We start from the raw sequence: 22,003 nt of genomic DNA, 5'->3' as shown, positions 1-22,003 counted from the left end.
AGCCCGGGCATTTCCTGTCAACGGGGCGATCAGGCCAACGGGGGAGGGCGTATGTCATCCCTTGCGCGCCCCCGGTTCACCGAGGTCGGGGTTGTGTTCTGTGCGGCGCTTGGGCCCCCCTGGGGCCGGTGGGCTCTCGCGCCGCGCGCGCCCCTGTTGAGGGAGTCCGGAACCTTTCGAAGTGAGGGTGTGATTCGACCTCGTCCCGGAAGGATTCGGATTGACGCCGTGCCTGTCGGCGGGCATCGGCGGGCATGGACGGGCGTCAGCGAGCCGCTGTTCGTTCGTCATCCAGGGCTCCCTCAAGGCATACTCTCAACCTCAAGTCTAGGGTGAGAGTTGTAGGGGTCGTCCTTCTGCTCGGATGCCCGTCGGAAGGCTCCCCCTCCCAGATTCCCGTAGCGGAAAGGCGGGGAGTCGGCGGATCCACCGATGTGTCGGTGGTGTTGTCGAACGCCAGATCCACCGGCTGGTGCCGGTCGTGAACGGCTGTCCCGGCACCGATCACGATCGATTCGCCTCGGCTGCCCGGACGTCTGGGCAGGTGGCCGGGCCGGCGGCTTCGGCGGACGATCGTGCGGTTCGTGCCGGGTGCGTCGACGGCCTGTGCGGGAGGGCGACAGGTGGCTACGCTGGCTCGGAACCCATGCGGGAGGAGCACGGACGTGGCCGAGAGCACCACCACCACGCAGATGTTTTCGAGTTGGGAGAAGCCTGAGCTCGACCTCAGCAGAGCGGATTGGCGCTCCGGTACCCAAGGGACGGGAGACGTTCAGATCGCGTTCGTCGAAGGCTTCATCGCCATGCGAAACGGCGGCCGACCCGAGAGCCCGTCACTGATCTTCACCCCGGCGGAGTGGCGGGCGTTCGTACTGAACGCCCGGGAGGGGGAGTTCGACCTCACCTGACCTGCGGTACCGCCTCCAGTCGTGGGCGCGGTGCGATGGGACGGCGCTCCGTCCGTCGAGCTGAAACCCTGTTCACCCGTGGACGGTACGCAGCCGTAGCTCGTCCTCGGCTCCCTGGCGTGCTGGCAACCGCCCCCGAAAAGCACGAGCGTCCACAACAACCCGTGTGATAGGCACGGGAGCATGGCGGATCTGATCACAACGCGGTTACTTCTCCATCCACTGAGCATCGACGAGGCCCGGCGATTGGTGGAGAGCACACCTCAGGGCGAGGATCATTGGGAGGCCGGATATCCCACTGACGGCAATGTGACGGGCGCTCGCATGTTCCTCGACAACTGCGCCCGGACAGGCGATGTAAGGCCGTACGGCCGATATGAGATCCGTCGCGCCGACAACGGCCGAGCCATCGGTGGCGTGGGCTTCCACGGCCCGCCGAACGCCGTCGGCACGGTGACGATCGGCTACGGACTGGCTCCCTCGGCGCAGGGCAAGGGCTATGCCTCGGAGGCGCTGCGGGGCCTCTTGGCGGCGGCGCGCGATTGGGGTGTGGCAGCAGTCGAAGGCGACGCTGATCGGGACAACATCGCATCCCGACGTGTGATGGAAGCCGTCGGGATGCGATGCGTCGCCGAGGACGAACGCCTGGCGTACTACCGGATCGCCTGGTCCGACGAGCCGGATGATGCTGGGGTTGGACCGTGACCCGCCGCCGAGGTGAGGCCGACGGTCGATGGCGGGTCACGGTCCGGTCGTACCCGGTGAGCGGCCCGACCGGGCGACGACCTGCGCGGACCCGTCAGGCGTCGACGGGGAAGCCGTAGCTGATCACTGTGCTCGGGTTCTTGAGTGCTGCCACGTCGTCCAGCGGATCGCGGTCGACCAGTACGGCGTCACCGCGGAAGCCGCGCTCCAGCCGTCCGGCGCTCCGCGACAGTCCCACCAGCCGTGCCGCACCCGTGGTCGCCGTACGGATCGCGTCCAGCGCGGGCAGCCCGGCCTCGCGCAGCAGTTCGACCTCTCGGCCGATCGGATCGACCGCACCGGTCGAGGAGTCGGTTCCGGAGGCGATGGGAACCCCGAGCTCATGGGCCCGTAGCGCGGCGCGCTGGGCGATGGGGAGGAAGCGTCTGCCGCGCTCGGCGAGTATCGGGTCCGGATCCGCTGCGAGACTGGCCATGGCGGCGAGCGTGGGAGTGAAGTAGGTACCCCTCCTCCGCATTTCCCGCATGGTGCGCTCGCCGAGGTACACCCCGTGTTCGATGCTGCTGACCCCGGCCATCACCGCGTCGTGGATGCCCTTTTCGCTGTAGCTGTGGCACAGCACGGTCGCGCCGCCCCTTCGGGCCGCGGCCACGGTCGTGGCGAGTTGATCGCGGTCGTACACCTGGGTCAGCGGATCCTCCGTCGGTGATCCGGCCCGCTCGTTGACCCGCGTCTTGATGACGTCGACGCCTCGGGACAGGTTCACCTCCACCACCCGGCGCAGCGCCTCGGCCGTGCGTACGCCGTCCTTGAGCCGGCTGAGCGGTGCGAGGTCCGGGTCGGCCAGGATCGTGTCCCCGAGCTTGGGTGTGACGAAGACGCCCGCCGCCCGTATCCGCGGCACGCGTCCGGGTGCCCAGCGCGCCAACTCTCGCAGCGCGATGTCCTGGTAGAAGCTGGTGCTTCCGCTTCTGATGCTCGTCGCTCCGAGCTTGATGGCCCGGTGGGCGTCGGTCTGGTTGCTCAAGTGGATGTGGGCGTCGATGAGTCCCGGCAGGATCCAGCGGCCGTTCGCCCGAATGACGCGAGCGACCTTGCGTACCGCCGCCACGTCGTTGCGCGTGGCCCTTCGGGTGCCTGCCGCACGGACGGAACCGTCTTCGATGACCACCACGGCATCCTCGGTGACCCGGCCCGTCAGCGGGTCAAGCAGCGTACCGCCGTCGATGATCAAGGTGCCCCCGCGGGGCGGGCGGGACTGATGGGTCCGAGCGCCTTCCGTCGCTGAGGCGGTTCCCGCGGCCGTGCCGGTGAGTGCCGCTCCTCCCGCGAGGACGGCCGCGCCGGCGAGTACGCCGCGACGCGTGACCCGGGAGGGAGGGGGCGGAATGGTGGGGTCAACGCACATGGACCTAGCTCCTTGAGGGTGTGGCTATGGCTCCGCGCTCGCTCTCCTGCTGCGCGATCAGTGCTCGATGGCCAGGACCCTAGCCGCATGTATGTGTGCAGACAACAGTTAATGCACGGGAGTGTGCAGTTCCGGCTGGTACGACGAAAGGGGCGTACCGCGCCTGCTCCTGTGGTCGGGGTGTCGTAGCCCCGAAGGCCGAAGCCGTCCTGACGTTGAGGCGCCGCTCGTTCGCCATGGGGCCAGAACCCTTTGTGTCTCCCGCTGTTCGGGAGTTCCGGGTCATGGGCCGTACCCACGCACTCGGTCGGCGGCGGGGCCCATGGCGAAACACGTCGGTTCCCCAACTGCCCAGAGGTGCCCCGGCGCGGGAGATCGGGGCAGTCGTAGTGCAGTCGCGTGCGTCAACACGGTGATGACCTGCATGCCTTCTCAGCTGCCGGGATTACACGCTGAACAATGCACAGTGCATTGTCGTGAAGTGCTCTGTGCACCCCACCTCACTCATGGCAAACTGCTCCCCAACGGGCCTACGGGCAGGGACGTTTGACGGTGTGCCGGAGGGTCGGTGCCGTTCGATGGACACCGGCCGGTCGAACGAATCGGTACGGCGGACCACGACACCGCGCGCCCCTGTCGGAGGGCGGACCCGGTCGCGAAAGGACCGGCGAAGCTCTTCGTCGGCCCGTGACGACGGATGGTCTGCACGAAGGAGGGGGAGACGATGTGGTGGCCACCACCGAGCCTGGTAGCCGGGCCGGCCACATCAGCATCCCCGACCCCGTTCGCGACCTTCCGCGACTCCACTCGCGCGACCGCCGCCCCGCCGAGCGTTGACCGCAGCACACCCCCCAGCAAGTTCAGAGATGTCCCGGGGACGGACATCCACAAGGAGATGCAATGACCGCGCGTATCCACCATGTCGACCACGCCGCCGCCGACCTGGGCGACGAGAACTGGAACCGGCCGTGGAGCGGACCCAACGGAGCCTCCTGCGTGGAGGCCAAGAAACTCCCCGGAGGAAGGATCGCCCTGCGTCAGTCCAGCGACCCCCACGGCCCGGCCCTGGTCTGCACCACGGAGGAGATGCGGGTCTTCATCCAGTGGACCAAGGACGGCGGCGCTGACTTCCTGATCTCTTGAGTGCCCACGGAGTCGTCTGACACCACATCCGAGGCACCCGCACCAACGAGAGACAAGGACGGAACATGACAGCGACAACGGACGATGGATCGCCCCAGTTAAACCCCCACCAACCCCATCCGGCCCGTATGTACGACTACTTCCTCAACGGGAAGGACCACCATGTCGTCGACGCGGCGGCAGCCGAACAGGTCCTGACCTTCTACCCCCAGGCCAAGGCCGCCGCACAGGCCAACCGTCGCTTTATGCAGCGAGCCGTGGGACAGCTCGCCCAGAGCGGTCTGCGACAGTTCCTTGACATCGGCACCGGCATCCCCACCGAGCCGAACCTCCATCAGATCGCCCAGGGCGCCATACCGGATGCGCGGGTCGTCTACGTCGACAACGACCCCATCGTCCTACGCCATGCCGAAGCCCTGTTGAGCAGCCGCCCTGAAGGGCGCACCGAGTACGTCCAGGCGGACGTCCGCCATCCAGAGGCGATCCTCGACGCGGCTCGTGAAGTGCTCGACTTCGACGAACCCGTCGGACTGTCCCTCGTGGCACTCCTGCACTTCATCGACGACGCACAGGACCCCCGCAGACTGGTACGCGACCTCCTCGCGCCCCTGGCGCCCGGAAGTCATCTGGTGCTGTCCCATGGAACCGCCGACGTCGACCCCGAAACCATGGCACGGGTCATGGAGGTCTATCGAAGCGGCGGTGTCACCGTCCAACTGCGCACCAGGGAAGAGATCGCCGCCTTCTTCGAGGGACTGGTACTCCTCGATCCGGGTCTGGCGCTGGTGGGGGACTGGCACCGACCGGTCGACACCCCGGAGGGCGACGACCTGCAGGTCCCGCTCTACGTGGGCATCGCCCGCAAGCAGTAGGGCGGGCAGCCCGGCCGCGGCTCAGAAGGACGGGGCCGCAGCCAGCACACTGAGGATCACGGTGCGTCCATCGGGATCGGTCAGGCGGTGTTGGCCCGGGGCGTATGCCGACGCGCCCCGGGCCGCCCGCACCGTGAAGCCGAGTCGTAGATATCCCGTGGCCGGGCGCCTACCGCTCGGATACAGCTCCCACACACACCCGTCCTGCGTCTGCGCGGCGTAGTGCTCGGGCCCGTTGCCGTGCCGCTCCTTGACGAAGTCGAACCCGAGACCGGTGTAGAAGGCGTGACAGGCTTCGAGCCGATCGGTGTAGAGCACGGTCAAGGTGGTGTGCACGTGGTCATCTCCTCTGCTGCGCCGTGGTGGCCGCTTCCATCAGAGCATGGGCCGTCCGTCGAACTGTCGACCACGGCCTCCTGGACCAGACTCTTCGTCCGACACGGGAAAACCTAGAGAACGTGCCCGTGGTGGCACCGCCACGGCCCTGCGTACGGATGTCCGCCCCCGGTGCCCGCCGACCATCGCGGACTCATCGACGCTTCTCCCTGGCCGATCGATGCGCCGCCCTGGGACGTGGTCCGACAGCGATGTGGGAAAACCATTGGCACGCACCGACAGGTGCTTGTTAGCGTGCTCACCGCCTCCTTAGGCAGCCGTTCCTCGATGCCATCGGACCGCTCGGCCCGAGAAAGTAGTTGATGTATGCCCCGGTCCGTGCCGAGAAGGCCCCGCCGAACCGTGAACCGGTCCGGTCGCTGACCACAGCCTGATCGCCGATCCGACCCCCGTCGCTGTCAGCACGGGCCGTCGGTGAGTCCATCAAGGTCTCCGACACCGCGTTCCCGCTGGTGCGTCGCTTTGGCGCGCCCCGAGAACCGCGGCTCCCACCGCGCCTCATGGCCACGATTCGCCCAGGGCCGCTCGGCCTCCTCCTGCTGTCATCGCTTCATACCTTCAGCAAGGAGCACCGAGGGTGTCTTCACACAACTCGCATTCCCCTGCCTCCGGCGGACCCGTTTCCACCCCGAGCCCCATCCAGCGGACGAAGACGTTCGCCTGTGTACGTTGCGGACTGACCGTCAGCGAACTCGGGCCGGACGGCACCGGGCGCAACCACTGCCCCAGTTGCCTGCACTCACGACACGTCCACGACCACGTCGAGGGCGGTGCTTCCGACTGCCGATCACGGATGGCACCCATTTCCATCGCCGTCCTCAGGAACGGCGACTGGATGGTGATCCACCGCTGCACCCGCTGCGACGAGCTCACCTCCAGCGCCATCTGCACCGACGACAACCAGCTGATCCTCATGCGCATGGCCGTCAGGCCACTGGCCCAGCCGCCCTTCCCACTCGAACTGTTCGCGGAACTGTGAGGGGACCGGAAGGACGGAGGACGACCATGCCACGACGCAAAGCACCCAGGAATCGCCAGCGCCCTGCGCGCACCCAACGACACAAGGACGTGCTCCACGGACACAACGGCAGCCAGGGGGAGGCGTTCAGATGCGTCGGCTGCCGGCTCGACGTCTCCGTGAGCGCGCCCGGAACAGCCCATCGAAACCACTGCCCACACTGTCTGACGAGCCTTCACGTCGACCGGCGCGTACCGGGCGACCGTGACGCCACGTGCCGCGGCCGGATGACGGCGCTGAGCATGGCCGCACGCGCAGACGGCGAATGGATGATTATCCATCAATGTCTGTCGTGCGGTGAACTCAATGCCAACCGGATCGCCGGGGACGACAATGCCCTGGCCCTGGTACGGATCGCCGTACGGCCGCTTGCGGACGGAAGCATGCCCGTCCGCGCGCTGCTCACCCTCTGAAGGACCGAGAGCCTTCCGGGTGCGATCCACCACAGCGGGTGGCTCGCACCCGGAAGGCCGGCCGAGGACGGCACCACTGCGCGTGCCGATCTCGGTCGAACACCGCCCGGGAGTCATTCACCTCCCCGGGCGCCCGCTGCAGGCGGCTTCTTCCTCCGGATACGGAATGGCATGTCTCGGCATGCCAGGTGGGGGAGAGATCATTCGATGCGTCCGCCCGGACGCGACCGCACTGCTGATGGCGTACCGCTCCCGCTCCCTCCTTGCTGCCGGAAAGAGATGCACCATGACCCAGTGGACCACCCGTGCCGAAGCCCCTGCGGACAGGGCGGCGATTCACCAGATCAATGCCGCCGCCTTCGCCACCGAAGCCGAAGCGGATCTGGTGGATGCGCTCCGCGCCGATCCCGACGCATGGATCGACGGACTGTCCTGGGTGGCCGTTGCCCCGGACGGAACCCTTGCCGCACACGCCCTGCTCACGCGGTGCCATGTGGAGGGCCGGCCCGCGCTCGCCCTCGCACCCTGCGCGACTCTGCCCGTCCACCAGGGCCAAGGGGCCGCCTCCGCGGCCATCAGGGCCGCCCTCGACGCCGCGGTACGGATGGGGGAGAGTCTCGTGCTCGTCCTCGGACACTCCGACTACTACCCGCGGTTCGGATTCCTGCCGGCTTCCCGATGGGGTATCCGCGCACCGTTTGAGGTGCCCGACGAGGCGATGATGGCGCTCGTCCTGGATTCGGATGTACCCGTTCCGTCCGGTGTGATCAGATATGCGGCACCGTTCGGCGTCTGAACGGCCCGCACTGCCTCACGCCTCGAACCAGCCGTCAACGGTGCACCAGCTCGATCCCGGTGTTCCCCTCGTGCCACCCCGGGTTCCCCCTCTTGGCCGGTGCCCGGGCCCACAGACGGCCGGCCCGGGCACCGGTCAAGAGGCGCAAAGAGACCTCCGACGTGGGTGCGATACCCGTACGTCGGAGGTCTCGGCCGTACTCGGCGTCGTGGAACCCCTCCGCCTAGCTGATCAACAGTCGGCTACGGCTTGACGGCCACGAAGCCCCACTGCTCCACCGGCTCTCCGGTCGGAGGCTGATCGGGCCGCCACAGACTGATCGAGCCGAAGCCAGGCTCCACCAGGTCGAGTCCAGCGCTGAAGGAACGCATCACCTCGGCCGCACGGGACTTGTAGGGCAGCGCCCCACCGCTCTCGTACTCGTCCGAACCCGCGCTGGTCTCCGGCGTCTCGATCGTGTCGCACTGGATGAGGCAACTGCCGGAGGGGAAGGCTCCGAGATAGCTGTTCAACAGGGAGGCCGCAGCCTCGTCATCCGTGACATGGCCAAGGGTCGACAGCAACATCAGGGCCACGGGCTGCTTGAGATCGAGGGTGTTCTCCGCCTCGCGCAGGACGGTCGGGGCGTCCGTGAGATCCGCGTGGATGTAATTGGTCGCACCCTCGGGCTTGCTGACCAGCAGCGCACGGGCGTGGGCCAGCACGATGGGATCGTTGTCCACATAGACGATGCGTGACTCCGGGGCGGATGCCTGGGCCACTTCATGGGTGGAGTTGGCGGTGGGCAGCCCGGTGCCGAGGTCGAGGAACTGCCGTATGCCGCGCTCCTCAGCCAGGTACCGCACGGCACGCGCCTGGAAGGCACGGGAAGCACGGGCGATGTCGATGATCTGCGGGAACATCTCCTCCATCCGTGCGCCCAGGGCCTGATCGACGGGGTAGTTGTCCTTCCCACCCAGCCAGTAGTTCCACACCCGCGCCGAATGCGGCGTACTCGTGTCGATCCGATCTGCCGGGGGCTGAGCCTGCTGCTCCGCGTTCATCGAACTCTCCTTGTGTCAGCCCCCGCACAGCACATACGGAGGCAGACCCATGGTTCACCAGACTTCCTGCATAAGCCAGCGGCAAAGGCACACAACTCCGTTACAGCGGTGCTCAAGTGGACTGTCGATCGGCGACAAGGCCCTCTCGAAAACGCCGACAGGGGGTCTTGAGGTCGTCGACCGCACCGAGAGGGCTTCGGAACGGCACCCAGGAACCGCGGGACCGTTCGACCGTCAGATCCCCTGAGGGGGGTCAGGCGCTCCGGTCCTGGAGGTCTGCGGAGCCGCTCTTCATGATCAACAGGGCATCGGCCCGAGCATGGCCGGATCTGGTGGCGGCACGGGAGTCCCGGATGGAGGCTCGCCCGGGTCCTGTCAGCAGCCCTCGACCACTGCGGGTACGGAGGCGGGCCCGCGGTGGGTTGGGGGAGTCGACCGGTGAGAGGACACGCCTCAAGAAATGCAGATCAATTCCTCCATGGTCCATACCGGAGATGCCCACGAGGGAATACTCAGGTGCTCGCCGGCGATCTGGACGGTGCATCCACGTTCCCCGGGACATACAACTGCCACACATCTGTCGTGTATCGGCAGGAGGTGTGCGCTCATGAGGCCTCCGGAACGCACGCGCACTCTAGCCGTGAAAGGGAAGTCGCAGGACTCGATAGGCCCGAAGGGCGAGGTGCAACCGGAGTGCACCAGCGTTGCGATCTTTGAGACGAAGGACCCTACCAGCCCAAGCGACCGCCGGAGAGAAACTTGGTCGCGAGAGCATCATCGCCCCCTGGCACCGCACATGACACAAGGTCAAGTTCCGTCACCCAACGGAGTGTTGGGGCGCTCCAGACGTTCCGTTCGTGCGGGTTTCAAGGGTAGTCTCATCGTCCCAGGGGGCAGCCCCTGGTCTCGCGAGGAAGAAAGGCGGAGCACACAGCCGTGGCCAATGACCGTGGGGTCGAGAAGAACTCCATCCCTTTTGATGTACCCACCTCTGCCCGGGCCTACGGTTGGATGCTGGGCGGCAAGGACAATTACGAAGTCGATCGAAAGTTCCTCCTCTCCACGCTCGCGGACTTCCCCGAGTGTGTGGACATCGCTCGACAGAACCGTGAGTTCCTTTACCGGGCGGTTCGCTATCTGGCCGAAGAGCAGGGAATTCGGCAATTCATCGACATGGGCTGCGGTCTGCCGACCGACAACAACGTGCATCAGGTCGCGCAGCGATTCCAGCCGGATGCCAGGGTCGTCTACGTGGACATCGATCCCATCGTGCTGGCCCACGGTCAGGCCCTTCTCGCCGACGACGCGAGCACCACGGTCATCACCGGCGATATGCGGAACCAACAGACCATTCTCAGCCATCCCGAGGTAGACCGTCTGATCGACCTCGATGAGCCGGTCGCCGTGCTGTTCCTGTCCGTGGTCCACCACCTGGCCGATGTGGACGACCCGCGCAGCGTGCTGCGAACCGTCATTGACAATGCGGCCCCTGGTAGCTATCTCGGCCTGTCCCAGGTCGTCTGTGACGATCCGGTGGCCGGTGCCGCCATGTCCGCCCATATCTCGGGCCTCGGCATCCCCTGGCAGACCCGTACCCCCGGCGAATTGGACGCGCTGCTCGACGGGTTGGAGCCGGTCGACCCCGGCTTGGTGAACCTTGCCGACTGGCGCCCCGACCCCGAACAGCCGGCGCTCGCCTCCGTACACCCGGCACTTGCTCCCTACTTGGGCGCGACCTCATCCAACCAGCGGGTCTACGAGTACGGCGGGGTGCTGCGCCGGCCGTAGCCCCCTGGGGCACGCCTTTCGTTCGCGCTGAGGGGCGACACCTGACACGGTGTCGCCCCTCAGTCATGAGGAACCGCGAGCCTGTGGGAACCGCTCGGATCTGGCTCACACCGACCACGTCACGCCGTCCCAGGGCGTTCTGCGAGAGCGTCGCCCGCGCCCGCTCAGGGCAGCCGACCTGCCCGCTCGGCATCAGTTGGGCGGAACCGCATCGGCGACCAGAGGACAGTGGGCCGGTCACATCGAGTGCCTCGGACCACCGTTCTCGGCCACTGCCCCTGTCACCCGGCCAGGCGGCGCCCGTCCATGCGTGCCAGCAGATCAGGTGGGGAAGGGATCTTCGCGTCCGATGCCCTCCCGGCCCCACGAAATGAGCGTCGCCCCCACGACATGGACGCTCACATGCTTGGCACGGGTCGCCGGGCGGAGGACTTGGGACCGCCGAGAACAGCACCAGCCGTCTCCCGTGGAAGGAACTCCGCCTGTGCACAGGAAGTCGTCCGTCGGTGTCGCCGAACCGTCGCCCAGCCTGCTGGAGCGGATGCCGATCCTTCGGCGCTCGCTCGATCGACTGGAGAGCAAGCCCCTCGCCTTCGGCCTGGTCATGTGGGCGTTCGGGCTGGCACAACCGGTCTTCCTGGACCATGTCATCACCCCCGAGCCCCGCCACGAGCTCAGCGAGGTACGAACCCTGCTGGAGACGGGACGCCAACGCTACGGCGAACGCCTCACCGGATTCCTCAAGCACTCCGAGCAGTTGGCACGCATTCCCCTGCACGGAGTGGAGAAGGGGGCCGTCCCCTACTGGGGCAACACCTGGTTACCGCCCCTCGACGCCCTGGCGCTCTACGGAATCCTGGCCGACGAGCAACCGGCCCGCTATCTGGAGATCGGGTCCGGCAACTCCACCAAGTTCGCCCGCCGTGCGATCGAGGACCTGGGGCTGACGACCCACGTCACCTCCATCGACCCCCAACCCCGCGCCACCATCGACCACCTGTGCGACCGTGTGCTGCGCGTTCCGCTCCAGGAAGTAGATCTGTCGGTCTTCGCCGAACTCACAGCGGGTGACGTCCTCTTCCTCGACGGCTCGCACCGGCTGCACATGGGATCGGACGTCATGAGGTTCTTCTTCGACGTCCTGCCGCGGCTGGCGCCCGGGGTCATCGTCCAGATCCACGACATCATGCTGCCCGGCGACTATCCGCCGTCGTGGCGCTGGCGCTACTACTCCGAGCAGTATCTGCTCGCGGCGCTCCTCACCGCTGCCCCCGGGCGGTTCGCGGTCGAACTGCCCAACGCCTTCATCCACACCGATCCCGAGCTGAGCCGCATCGCGGAGCCGCTCTGGCGCAAGCTGGGCGTGACGGACCATCAGAACCCCGGCTCGTTCTGGTGGCGGCACACCGGCTGACGGCAGCAACGATCCGGATGCCGCCCGGGCTGCCGCGCTCATGCCGCGGCGGCCCGGCTCGGGGCGATCGGCCCCGGATCCGTCCGCTCCGGGCAGGGGAGCGATCCCACGGCTCCCACGGCACCCCGACCTAGCGCGAGCCGCTCCAGGCGGCCGGGACGAACGTCCAGAGCACTTCCGCCACCGAGGTCCCCGTGTTGCGCCAGTTGTGCGGTTCGCGCCCGGAGAAGGTGAGCGTGTCCCCAGGGGCCAGGGGCAGCGTGCGATCGGTGAAGAAGACCGTGAGCTCCCCACTGATGACATGGAGCACCTCGACCTCACAGTTGATCGTGTAGAGATCCTCGCCGCCGTCCGCCCCCGGCTCCAGCAGGGAGCGCAGTACCTGCACCCGTGACTGTGCGCGAGGTGTGATCATGCGGTCGGTGACGCCGCGACCGCCCATGTTGATGTGGGGCGCGTCCGCCAGATGGACCACTTCGATCTCCGCGTCCTCGAAGAGCGAACCCACGGGCAAGGAGAGGACCTGGCAGAGAGTGACGAGAGTCGCCACGCTCGGTGAGGTCTCGTCCCGTTCGACCCGGCTGACGAAACCCCTGGTCAGGCTGGTTGCCGCTGCTACCTGCTCAATGGTGAGGCCCTGCGCCTGGCGACAGGCGCGCAGCCGCGCACCGACACGGACCGGGAGCGCGGACGGCTTCGGATGCAGCGCTTTCATGAAGTCCTCGCGTCGGTCGGTCGATCCCCGGCCACCCTTGACAGGGTGATAACCCAGAGCAACACTACCGGAACGTGAGTTGTCTAATAGGCATTCTTTGTTGTCTATCAGTGACTCCCCGCACGTAGAGATCCGAGGCTCCGATGAATGCTCCCGAATCCCCCATCGGCCCACCCGACGCAAGCGTCAACCCTCGCTATGCGGGGATTGCCACGTTTGCCCGGCTACCGCGTCTGGAGGACGTCCCACGGGCCGACATCGCCGTCGTCGGAGTCCCCTTCGACAGCGGGGTGAGCTACCGTCCCGGAGCCCGGTTCGGCCCCGCGCACATCCGTGAGGCATCCCGACTCCTGCGTCCGTACAACCCGGCACAGGACGTCGAGCCCTTCGCCCAACAGCAGATCGCGGATGCCGGAGACATCTCGGCCAACCCGTTCCATCTGACGGAGGCCGTGCAGCAGATCGAGACCGCCGCCGAGCAGCTCTCTGCCGACGGGAAGCGACTGCTGACCCTCGGTGGCGACCACACGATCGCCCTGCCGCTGCTGCGTGTCGCCGCCCGCCGCCATGGACCCGTCGCCGTCCTCCACTTCGACGCACACCTCGACACCTGGGACACCTACTTCGGTGCTCCCGTCACCCACGGCACGCCGTTTCGCCGTGCGTCCGAGGAGGGGCTCATCGACCTCTCGGCCAGCACGCACGTCGGCATCCGCGGACCGCTCTACTCCCGCGACGACCTGCGGGACGACGAGCGACTCGGCTTCGCCGTCATCTCCAGCGTCGACATCGAGACCGAAGGGCTTCCCCGAGCCATCGAGCGCATGCTCACCCGTCTCGGCGACCGTCCGGTGTACCTTTCGATCGACATCGACGTACTCGATCCCGCCCATGCGCCCGGCACCGGGACTCCCGAGGCCGGTGGCATGACGAGCCGCGAACTGCTCGCCATGATCCGCGCGCTCCGGGCGGTCAACCTTGTCGGTGCCGACGTCGTCGAGGTCGCCCCGGCCTATGACCACGCACAACTCACGGCCGTCGCCGCCTCGCACGTCGCTTACGAGATCCTCTCGGCCATGACCCCAGCCAGCTCCGTCCACGCCGGCTAACCGGCCTATTCACCGGGAGGACAACGATGTCTTCGCCAGAGATCGCGCCCCAGCGCGACAGTGTGATCGAGCAGCACTCGATCGACTACGTACCCAGTTCAGAGCGCCATGGGAAGGTGTGGCACCAGGGCCCCTTCTGGTTCACCGGGAACTTCGTCCTGCCGACCATGGTCGCCGGATTCGTCGGACCCGCCATGGGACTCAGCGTCGGATTCAGCGTGCTCGCCATCGTCCTCGGCGTTGGCTTCGGCACCTTCTTCATGGCCTTCCACGCCAACCAGGGCCCGCGGATGGGCCTGCCGCAGATGATCCAGTCACGAGCACAGTTCGGCAGCCGCGGCGCCTCCGTGCCGTTCGCCGCGACCGTGTTCGTCTATGTCGGCTTCCTCGTCTTCGACACCGTCCTCGCGGCCCAGGGCATCGGGCTGGTGCTCCCCGACAACAAGCTCTTCTGGTACCCGCTGCTCATCGCGGTCTCCATCGTCATCGCGGTGGTCGGCCACGATCTGCTCCACTTCGTCCAGCGCTGGTTGACCTATGCGCTGATCGTGGTGTTCGCGATCCTCACCGTGGTCGCCATCGTGCACTACTCCTCCAACCCGCTCGTCGAGGGCGCCCCCGCCGCCGACGCGGGATGGAACACCACGGCGTTCCTCGTACAGATCTCCCTCGCCGCCGGATACAACATCAGCTACTCGGTGTACGTCTCCGACTACACCCGCTACCTGCCGGCGAAGGTGCCCGCGGGCAAGCTGATCACCGCGGTGTACGCGGGCGCCACCTTCTCCGCGGTCTGGCTGATGTCCCTCGGCTCGATCCTCGCCAGCTACATCCCGAACCCCGACCCGATCCTCGCCCTGCGCGAAGTGGGAGACCTCCTCTTCCCCGGCTTCGGCCTGATCGCGGTGATGGTCTCCGTCCTGGCACTGATCTCCATCATGGGAGTCAACGCCTACGGCGCCATGCTCACGGGAACCAGTGCGGTCGACGGGTTCAAGAAGGTCCGCCCGACGGTGGGCCTGCGGGTCATCGGCCTCACCGTTGTCGGCATCGCCACCCTCATCGTCGCCCTGCTGATCCCCGACGACTACATCGGCAGCTTCAACAACTTCGTCCTGCTGATGCTGTACTTCCTCGTCCCGTGGACCGCGGTCAACCTCGTCGACTTCTACTTCGTGCGCCGGGGCGGATACGCCATCGCGGAGATCCTCAAGCCGAACGGCATCTACGGCTACTGGGCGTGGCAAGGAGTCGTCGCGTATATCGTGGGATTTGTGGCGATGATTCCGTTCTTCTCGACCAGTTTCTATGTGGGGCCGGTCGCGGACGCCCTGGGCGGAGCCGACTTCTCCTTCGCCGTGGGACTGATCGTGGCTGGTGGGCTCTACGTCCTCCTGGCACGCACCATCGACCATGATGCGGAAGCCGCCGCCCGCACGGCCAGCGAGGCAGAGCTGGAGGGAACGCACCGATGACCACGGCATCCGCACCCAGCACCGTCACTGTCGCGTGTTGTCAGCTGGCCCCACAGGTCGGTCGGACGACGGACAACCGGGCGCGCATCGAGTCGGCCGTTCGGGCCGCCGCCGGGAAGGGCGCCGACATCGTCGTCCTTCCCGAGCTCGCCAACTCCGGCTATGTCTTCGAGAGCGCCGACGAACTGCTCTCGCTGGCCGAGCCGATCGACGGCCCGACCATCCGGGAGTGGGAAGCACTGGCGAGGGAACTGCGGCTGGTGATCGTCAGCGGCTTCGCCGAGCTGGGTGCGGACGGCCGTGCCTACAACAGCGGCGTCCTCATCGACGAGACGGGGCTCCGCGCCGCCTATCGCAAGGCGCATCTGTGGAACGCCGAGAAGACCTGGGGCTTCACTCCCGGCGACCAGCCACCCCCGGTCGTGGACACACCCTTCGGCCGGATCGGGCTGATGGTCTGCTACGACCTGGAGTTTCCCGAGTGGGTCCGCAAGGTGGCGCTCGCCGGCGCCGAACTGCTGTGCGGACCGGTCAACTGGCCGTTGTACCCGCGCCCGGAAGGCGAACGACCGGGCGAGATCGTCCGGATCCAGGCGGACGCCGCGGTCAACCGGATGTTCGTCGCGGTCGCGGACCGCACCGGCCCGGAGCGCGGACAGCACTGGCTCGGCGGCACGGTGATCGTCGACCCGGACGGCTATCCCCTCACCCCACTGCACCTGGGTGAGGAAGCGATCGTCACGGCGTCGGTGGTGTTGTCCGAGGCGCGGAACAAGGCCATCAGCGAACGCAACGACGTACACGGCGACAGGCGCCCGGAACTGTACGAGCGGATCGGAACGGAACCGTCATGACCACCACCGTAGCCATCGTCCAGCAGCCACCGGCACTCCTCGACCTGGACGAGTCACTGCGCCGTGCCGCCGTCCATGTGACGGCCGCCGCCGAGGCGGGTGCGACCCTCGTGGTCTTCCCCGAGACCTGGCTGACGTGCTATCCCGCCTGGGTGTTCGGGCTGGCGGGTTGGCGGGACACCACGGCCCAGCAGTGGCACGCACGGCTGCTGGAGCAGAGCCCGGTACTCGATCACACCGGGGGAGTGGACGACGACCTCGCCCCCGTTCGCGCCGCGGCACGGGATGCCGGTGTGACCGTGGTGCTGGGACTGAACGAGCGGCCGGCACGGACCAGCGGCTCGCTCTACAACTCCCTCATCACCATCGGACCCGACGGCCGGACGCTCAACCTGCATCGCAAGCTGACACCGACCCACACCGAACGCATCGTCTGGGCACCGGGCGACGGGGCGGGCCTCCAGGTCGTCGAAACCCCGGCCGGCCGCGTCGGCGGACTCATCTGCTGGGAGCACTTCAGTCCGCTGACGCGCCAGGCCCTGCATGCGCAGAACGAGGAACTCCACGTCGCCGCATGGCCTGACATGCCCGACAGCCATACGATCGCAGCCCGCTCGTACGCGCTGGAAGGACGCTGCTTCGTCGTCTCCGCAGGGCAGATCCTGTCGACGGACGATCTGCCGGACGATCTCCTCGATGCCTATCGCGCAGGGATCGGCCCGGACGCGGTGGACAGCGGACTGATCTTCACCGGTGGCTCCAGCGTGGCTGCGCCGGACGGATCCTGGCTGGTCGAACCGGTCTTTGACGAGGCGCGCATCATCACGGCGACGGTGGAGCTCGATCACCGGTACCGGGAGTCGCTCGACCTCGACGTTGCGGGCCACTACGCCCGGCCGGATGTGTTCCAGCTCTCCGTCGACCGCCGCAGGCGCGATACCGGAGTCACCTTCACCGACTGACGTACGGGCGGTTTGCCGACGGTTCGGAACCGCCGGAACGGGCCTTCCCGTTCCCGACGAAGCGTGGGTGAGCCCGGCTGCCGCGTTGTCGGTCAGCCCCGGCAAGCTGATGGGAACACCGCGCACAGCCCTGCGCCATCGGGCCGTGCGCGGTGCTGCCGCCCGGTGCGGTGCGGTCGACCGTGCGACTTTGGGTGCGGTCAGATGACGCCCTGCGCCAACATGGCCTCCGCGACCCGCTCGAAGCCCGCGATGTTCGCCCCGGTGACATAGTTCCCGGGCTGTCCGTACCGCTCGGCCGTCTCGTGGCAGGCGTCATGGATGTGCCGCATGATCTCCGCGAGCCGCTCCTCCGTGTACTCGAACGACCATGAGTCGCGGGACGCGTTCTGCTGCATCTCCAATGCGCTCGTCGCAACCCCGCCGGCGTTGGCCGCCTTGCCGGGGCCGAAGGCGACCCCCGCCTTCTGGAGCACCCGAACCGCTTCGGGCGTGGTGGGCATGTTCGCCCCCTCCGCGACCGCCTTGACCCCGTTGCGGACCAGCGCGAGCGCATCGGTCTCGTACAACTCGTTCTGGGTCGCGCAGGGCAGGGCAACGTCGCACGGGACCTGCCACACCCCGGAACCCGAGATGAATCGGGCGCTGGTGCCGCGCCGCTCCGCGTACTCCGCGACCCGGCCCCGCTCCACGTTCTTGATCTGCTTCAGCAGGTCGAGGTCGATGCCCTTCTCGTCCACGATGAATCCATCCGAGTCCGAGCAGGTGACCACGGTGGCACCCAACTGCTGGGCCTTCTCGATGGCGTAGACGGCGACATTGCCCGAACCGGACACGGCGACCCGCTGCCCCTCGAAGTCCTCGCCGAGCGTCTGCAACATCTGACGGGTGAAGAGGACGCAGCCGTATCCCGTGGCCTCGGTGCGAGCTTGAGCGCCACCCCAACCGGTGCCCTTTCCGGTGAGGACGCCCGACTCGTAGCGGTTGGTGATCCGCTTGTACTGCCCGAACAGATAGCCGATCTCGCGCTGGCCCACCCCGATGTCACCCGCCGGCACATCGGTGTACTCGCCGAGATGACGGTGGAGCTCGGTCATCAACGACTGACAGAACCGCATGATCTCGGCGTCCGAGCGGTTCTTGGGGTCGAAGTCGCTGCCGCCCTTGCCGCCGCCGAGGGGCATTCCCGTCAGAGCGTTCTTGAAGATCTGCTCGAAGCCCAGGAACTTGACGATTCCGAGGTTCACCGACGGGTGGAACCGCAGACCGCCCTTGAAGGGACCGAGCGCGCTGTTGAACTCGATGCGAAAGCCCCGATTGACCTGGACCTCGCCGGAGTCGTCCACCCACGGCACCCGGAAGATCAACTGTCGCTCCGGCTCGCAGATCCGCTCAAGGATCTTTGCATCGGCGAACTCCGGGCGCTGGGTGAAGACCGGGCCCAGACTGTCCAGCACCTCCCGCACGGCCTGGTGGAACTCGGCCTCGCCGGGGTTGCGGTTCAGTACCTGTGCATACAGGGGTTCGAGCGCACGGGTCTGCGCTTCGCTCGACAAATCAGCAGAAGAACGTGAAGAACGTGAAGAACGTGGTGGACGTGAGGAATGTGAAGAAAGGGGAGATGGCGCCATCTGCGATCGGGCTCCTCGGCACGTCAGTGAGGACAGCCGCGGCTGCGTGGCGCGACCGGTCTTCGTTGACCGGACCGCCCGTCCGCCAGGTCGATCGGGACCGACGGCACAGGAGCGGCTCTCCCAGAGAAAGGATGTGCGCTGCAACGATACGCGCAGATGTTGCGATTGCTGCTGATGGGCGGCGTTTGTGCGATGGCGAACGGGCAGATACGCCATGTGGGGCGGCTCCGCAGGCCGGACGGAGGCCGGTGGCCGTTGCCGCGACGCCGTTGCAACCGACCGTGGGGCCGCATCTCGCCAGCGGTCCTGTGATCGTCGCCGGGCGGTACGGGAGGGAGTCCCGCACGCCGTACGCGAGCCTCCCCCAGGGCGCCAGCCCTTGCTGCGGTCACACACTCCGGTAGGGCGGAGCCGCCGGCGGTGGTCCCAGGGTGGTGGTGCCGGGCGCCGCCCGGTGACCGAGCCCGGTGCGATACGCATCCAGGGCTGCTTCGACGCGTCCGCTTCGGCGCAGGAGATCGCCGAGCAGTCGGCAGAGGTCGGCGAGATCGCCGGTGGCCCCGCTGCGCTCCAGTAGTGCCAGGGCCACGACGTAGTGCTCCTCGGCCTCCTCGGCGTCCCCCCGTTCTTCGGCGATCAGCCCCAGGAGCCGGTGTGCACCTCCCGCATGGACCGCCCCGTGCCGGTCGCCCAACTCCAGGAGTGTGGCCACCAACTCGGCCGCTTCGTCATGCCGGCCCAAACGGCGCAGGACATCGGCCAACTCGACCTCGACCTGTGCGGTGTAGAGCGTGGCGCGCTTCTCGGTGAGCATGTCCCTCGCCGTTCGCAGTTCATGCTCCGCCGAGATCAGTTCGCCGTTCTGCGCATGGACGTAGCCGCGCATCCAGTGGCAGTGGGCCAGATCGGTGTGCAGTCTCAGTTGGCGGTAGATCGCCTGGGCCTTGGCCAGGGAGGCGTCGGCGTCGGCGATGCGCCCTTCGGCGAGGAAGGTCCGTGCGACCTGGCGGTGCATCCCCGCCACGAGCGCCGGATCGTTGACGTGCGGGGTAAGCGCCAGGGCGAGTTCGGCGGCGTGGGCGGCACGCGCGTGGGCGCCCATGTCGATGTAGGGGCCGATGACGGCGGTGTAGAGCAGTACGAGTGCCTCGGGGTCGGCCAGGCCGTTCGCGCTGAGCTCATCGATGGTGGATTCGAGCAGGTAGCAGGCGTACCTCAGCTCACCGGCCAGTAAATGAGCGACGGCCCGGCCACGGATCGCCCTGCATCTGCGGGGGAGCGACTGATCGCCCAGCAGGCGTTCTGCTTCCTCGAAGTGGCTTCGGGCGGCTTCCAGTTCGCCGGTCTCCAAGCCGCAGTCGCCCAGCCCCAGGAGCGCCTCGGCCTGCTCGGGGACGAGAGTCAACTGCTCGGCGTCCGTCAGCAGCCGACGGTAGAGGACCGCGGCGTCGTCGGCCGCGCCCGTGGCGAGTTGCTGCTGTGCGTCGGTCAGCGCGAGACGAAGCTCCGTGGCCAGCCGTGCCGGACGCCCGGTGGCCAGTTCCTCGAACGACGTTCCGAGACGTTCGGCGAAGAACCTGAGAGCGGTCTCCGAAGGTCTGACCTTGCCCGATTCCAGGGTGGAGACGTACGCCGGCGTGTAGGAGGGGTGGGCCAGTTGTCGCTGTGTCAGACCCAGTTCCTTGCGCAGTCGCTGTACCCGGCGACCGATCTCGGCCGGTTCGTCCATGAGGACCCCCTCGTAGCGTGACTGCCCAGTATTCAGGGCCGGCGGAGCATTGCGCATGTCCCACCCACCCCCCTAACTTAATCACCGAGTTCATTCCGTTTAACAAGATGCTTAACTTCTTCTCGGGGAGAGGAACCGATGCGCTCACCCCTGCGCAGAGCCATGACCGCGGCCGGAGTGGTCACCGCGGTCGCCGCCGTACTGGCCGCCGCCCCCGGTGGGGCAGCCGCCGCTCCGACACCGACGCCCTCGGCCGCCGTCGAGGTGGAGATACCCGGTCCGGAGCACGGCACGGTAGCCGGCTCCGGCCGTACTCTTGTTCCTCAACGTGGCCAGAACCGACCGCAATCCCGCCTCTCGGCCGTGGAGAAGGCCGAGGACGGTCAGGTCGGCAAACTGGTGGACAATGGTTCCACGACGGATCGCCTGGACATCGTCATCGTCGGCGACGGCTACACAACCGCGGAGCTGTCGCAGTTCCACACCGACGCCAAGGCGATCTGGGACCAGACGGCGGCCGTCGAGCCGTACACGACGTACCGGAACCTCTTCAACATCTGGACGGTGGACGCCGTCTCCAACCAGTCCGGCGTCACCGGTGACCCCGATCGCGGCACGGTCCGCGACACGGCGCTCGGCTCCTACTTCTGGTGCGGTGACATCGAACGACTGCTCTGCATCGACCAGGAGAAGGTCGATCGCTACGTCGCCAAGGCACCCGAAGCCGACTTGGTGATCGTCCTCGCCAACAGCAAGAAGTACGGCGGCGCCGGCTACAACGTACCCAGCGCAACCCTCGGGTACGAAGGCATCTCCACCGCATCGGCGGGCAATGAACAATCCGGCCAGGTGGCCATCCACGAGACCGGGCACTCCCTCGGCAAGCTCGCCGACGAGTACTTCTACCCCGGCTACCCGGGCTACGAGCGGTACACGGGCCCCGAACCCGCCGACTCCAACATCTCCACCCTCACGGCCGAGGACATCGCCGCCCAACGCACCAAGTGGCACCGTTGGCTCGGCGAGCCGTCACCTGACGGCGGAACGATCGGCGCCTTCGAAGGTGGCGGCTACTTCGTCCAGGGGCTCTACCGGCCCACCGACAACTCCCTGATGCGTTCGGTGGGCAAGCCGTTCAACCTCCCCGGCGTCGAAGCGATGATCGCCGGCTTCTACCGTCATGCGAAGCCACTCACCGCCGTAACCCCGACGGACCGCACCCTGCGCTTGCGGCATACCGTCAAGACCACGGTCCCTGCGCTCACCGGCAAGGACGGGCGTCAGCTGAAGATCCGCTGGTACCTCGACGGCAAGGAGCTCAAGCGCCTTGCGGGCCGCACTCAGGTACGGGTCTCCGATGTGACACTGCGCCTGCTGGACCTGCGCACCCACCGACTGACGGTCACCGTGGACGACCACACCACGGCCGTGCGTGACCCCAGGATCGCGGCGACCATGAAGTCCGCGATCACCTGGAAGGTCCGTCTCTGACGCCCTTCCTCCGAGTCGTGGGGGGGGGGGGGGGGGGGGCGGGGGGGGGGGGGGCGGGGGCGGGGGGGGGGGGGGGGCCCCCCCCCGGCCCCCCGCCCCCCCCGGGCGGAGCGGGGGGGGGGGCGCGCCC

General features: G+C 67.5%; 20 protein-coding genes. 14 read left to right on the top strand and 6 right to left on the bottom strand.

Features of this window, described 5'->3' with window-relative positions; translation table 11 throughout:
- Positions 1-665: 665 nt before the first annotated feature.
- A complete protein-coding gene (locus tag ACFXJL_RS24830; RefSeq protein WP_329026888.1) occupies positions 666-908 on the top strand; it encodes a DUF397 domain-containing protein in 243 nt (80 codons plus the stop codon).
- 183 nt (positions 909-1,091) lie between these two features.
- Entirely contained in the window at positions 1,092-1,613 is a 522-nt protein-coding gene (locus tag ACFXJL_RS24825; protein WP_358879967.1) for a GNAT family N-acetyltransferase, read from the top strand.
- 94 nt (positions 1,614-1,707) lie between these two features.
- Here ACFXJL_RS24825 and ACFXJL_RS24820 read toward each other — a convergent pair whose 3' ends face one another.
- The gene (locus tag ACFXJL_RS24820) at positions 1,708-3,021 is read right to left on the bottom strand and encodes an amidohydrolase family protein (protein WP_384695753.1); all 1,314 of its coding nucleotides are present in this window, start codon (positions 3,019-3,021) and stop codon (positions 1,708-1,710) included.
- A gap of 900 nt (positions 3,022-3,921) precedes the next feature.
- On the opposite strand from ACFXJL_RS24820, the gene ACFXJL_RS24815 reads away from it, so the two are divergent.
- Both ACFXJL_RS24815 and ACFXJL_RS24810 read left to right on the top strand, forming a co-directional pair.
- Positions 3,922-4,164 carry a DUF397 domain-containing protein gene (locus ACFXJL_RS24815; protein ID WP_358879969.1) on the top strand — a complete coding sequence of 81 codons (243 nt, stop codon included), beginning with the start codon at positions 3,922-3,924 and terminating at the stop codon, positions 4,162-4,164.
- A gap of 65 nt (positions 4,165-4,229) precedes the next feature.
- Positions 4,230-5,036, top strand: coding sequence for an SAM-dependent methyltransferase (locus tag ACFXJL_RS24810; protein ID WP_384695750.1), 807 nt, complete (start codon positions 4,230-4,232; stop codon positions 5,034-5,036).
- Between the two features lie 21 nt (positions 5,037-5,057).
- Here ACFXJL_RS24810 and ACFXJL_RS24805 read toward each other — a convergent pair whose 3' ends face one another.
- The gene (locus tag ACFXJL_RS24805; protein WP_384695747.1) at positions 5,058-5,372 is read right to left on the bottom strand and encodes a VOC family protein; all 315 of its coding nucleotides are present in this window, start codon (positions 5,370-5,372) and stop codon (positions 5,058-5,060) included.
- 697 nt (positions 5,373-6,069) lie between these two features.
- Here ACFXJL_RS24805 and ACFXJL_RS24800 point away from each other — a divergent pair.
- The 3 genes from ACFXJL_RS24800 (at position 6,070) to ACFXJL_RS24790 (ending at position 7,659) form a co-directional block, all read left to right on the top strand.
- Positions 6,070-6,411, top strand: coding sequence for an RNHCP domain-containing protein (locus tag ACFXJL_RS24800; RefSeq protein ID WP_329028001.1), 342 nt, complete (start codon positions 6,070-6,072; stop codon positions 6,409-6,411).
- A gap of 26 nt (positions 6,412-6,437) precedes the next feature.
- Positions 6,438-6,863, top strand: coding sequence for an RNHCP domain-containing protein (locus ACFXJL_RS24795; RefSeq protein WP_384695744.1), 426 nt, complete (start codon positions 6,438-6,440; stop codon positions 6,861-6,863).
- A 286-nt stretch (positions 6,864-7,149) separates the two neighbouring features.
- Positions 7,150-7,659 (top strand): N-acetyltransferase, encoded by a 510-nt coding sequence (locus ACFXJL_RS24790; RefSeq protein WP_358879973.1) that lies wholly within the window; start codon positions 7,150-7,152, stop codon positions 7,657-7,659.
- A 242-nt stretch (positions 7,660-7,901) separates the two neighbouring features.
- Here ACFXJL_RS24790 and ACFXJL_RS24785 read toward each other — a convergent pair whose 3' ends face one another.
- Entirely contained in the window at positions 7,902-8,702 is an 801-nt protein-coding gene (locus ACFXJL_RS24785) for an SAM-dependent methyltransferase (RefSeq protein WP_358879974.1), read from the bottom strand.
- 936 nt (positions 8,703-9,638) lie between these two features.
- Between ACFXJL_RS24785 and ACFXJL_RS24780 the strand changes: the two genes are divergently transcribed.
- A complete protein-coding gene (locus tag ACFXJL_RS24780) occupies positions 9,639-10,490 on the top strand; it encodes an SAM-dependent methyltransferase (protein WP_358879975.1) in 852 nt (283 codons plus the stop codon).
- A gap of 484 nt (positions 10,491-10,974) precedes the next feature.
- The gene (locus tag ACFXJL_RS24775) at positions 10,975-11,904 is read left to right on the top strand and encodes a class I SAM-dependent methyltransferase (RefSeq protein ID WP_384695740.1); all 930 of its coding nucleotides are present in this window, start codon (positions 10,975-10,977) and stop codon (positions 11,902-11,904) included.
- Positions 11,905-12,034: 130 nt separating this feature from the next.
- Here the strand turns inward: ACFXJL_RS24775 and ACFXJL_RS24770 are convergent, their stop codons facing one another.
- Positions 12,035-12,619 carry a helix-turn-helix domain-containing protein gene (locus tag ACFXJL_RS24770; protein ID WP_329026910.1) on the bottom strand — a complete coding sequence of 195 codons (585 nt, stop codon included), beginning with the start codon at positions 12,617-12,619 and terminating at the stop codon, positions 12,035-12,037.
- 143 nt (positions 12,620-12,762) lie between these two features.
- Here ACFXJL_RS24770 and speB point away from each other — a divergent pair, with 143 nt between their 5' ends.
- The 4 genes from speB to ACFXJL_RS24750 are packed head-to-tail and all read left to right on the top strand — an operon-like array spanning position 12,763 to position 17,019.
- Positions 12,763-13,728 (top strand): agmatinase, encoded by a 966-nt coding sequence (speB, locus tag ACFXJL_RS24765; protein WP_358879978.1) that lies wholly within the window; start codon positions 12,763-12,765, stop codon positions 13,726-13,728.
- Positions 13,729-13,754: 26 nt separating this feature from the next.
- Complete coding sequence (locus ACFXJL_RS24760) at positions 13,755-15,203, top strand: purine-cytosine permease family protein (RefSeq protein WP_384695737.1); 1,449 nt, start codon at positions 13,755-13,757, stop codon at positions 15,201-15,203.
- Positions 15,200-16,057, top strand: a complete 858-nt coding sequence (locus ACFXJL_RS24755; protein ID WP_384695734.1) for a nitrilase family protein — start codon at positions 15,200-15,202, stop codon at positions 16,055-16,057. Before ACFXJL_RS24760 ends, ACFXJL_RS24755 begins: the two co-directional genes overlap by 4 nt.
- Positions 16,054-17,019: a carbon-nitrogen hydrolase family protein gene (locus ACFXJL_RS24750; RefSeq protein WP_384695731.1), complete on the top strand. Its 966-nt coding sequence runs from the start codon at positions 16,054-16,056 to the stop codon at positions 17,017-17,019. The genes ACFXJL_RS24755 and ACFXJL_RS24750 overlap by 4 nt, the downstream gene beginning before the upstream one ends.
- A gap of 200 nt (positions 17,020-17,219) precedes the next feature.
- Here ACFXJL_RS24750 and gdhA read toward each other — a convergent pair whose 3' ends face one another.
- Together gdhA and ACFXJL_RS24740 are read right to left on the bottom strand one after the other, a co-directional pair.
- Complete coding sequence (gene gdhA / locus ACFXJL_RS24745) at positions 17,220-18,575, bottom strand: NADP-specific glutamate dehydrogenase (RefSeq protein ID WP_384695728.1); 1,356 nt, start codon at positions 18,573-18,575, stop codon at positions 17,220-17,222.
- 466 nt (positions 18,576-19,041) lie between these two features.
- A complete protein-coding gene (locus ACFXJL_RS24740; RefSeq protein WP_384695725.1) occupies positions 19,042-20,382 on the bottom strand; it encodes a tetratricopeptide repeat protein in 1,341 nt (446 codons plus the stop codon).
- 138 nt (positions 20,383-20,520) lie between these two features.
- Between ACFXJL_RS24740 and ACFXJL_RS24735 the strand changes: the two genes are divergently transcribed.
- Positions 20,521-21,873 carry a M64 family metallopeptidase gene (locus tag ACFXJL_RS24735; protein ID WP_384695722.1) on the top strand — a complete coding sequence of 451 codons (1,353 nt, stop codon included), beginning with the start codon at positions 20,521-20,523 and terminating at the stop codon, positions 21,871-21,873.
- Positions 21,874-22,003 lie beyond the last annotated feature (130 nt).

Source organism: Streptomyces sp. NPDC059256, from assembly GCF_042753785.1.
GTDB lineage: Bacteria > Actinomycetota > Actinomycetes > Streptomycetales > Streptomycetaceae > Streptomyces.
Note: the sequence above shows the minus strand (reverse complement) of the source record. Positions and strands in the feature narration are given on the sequence as shown.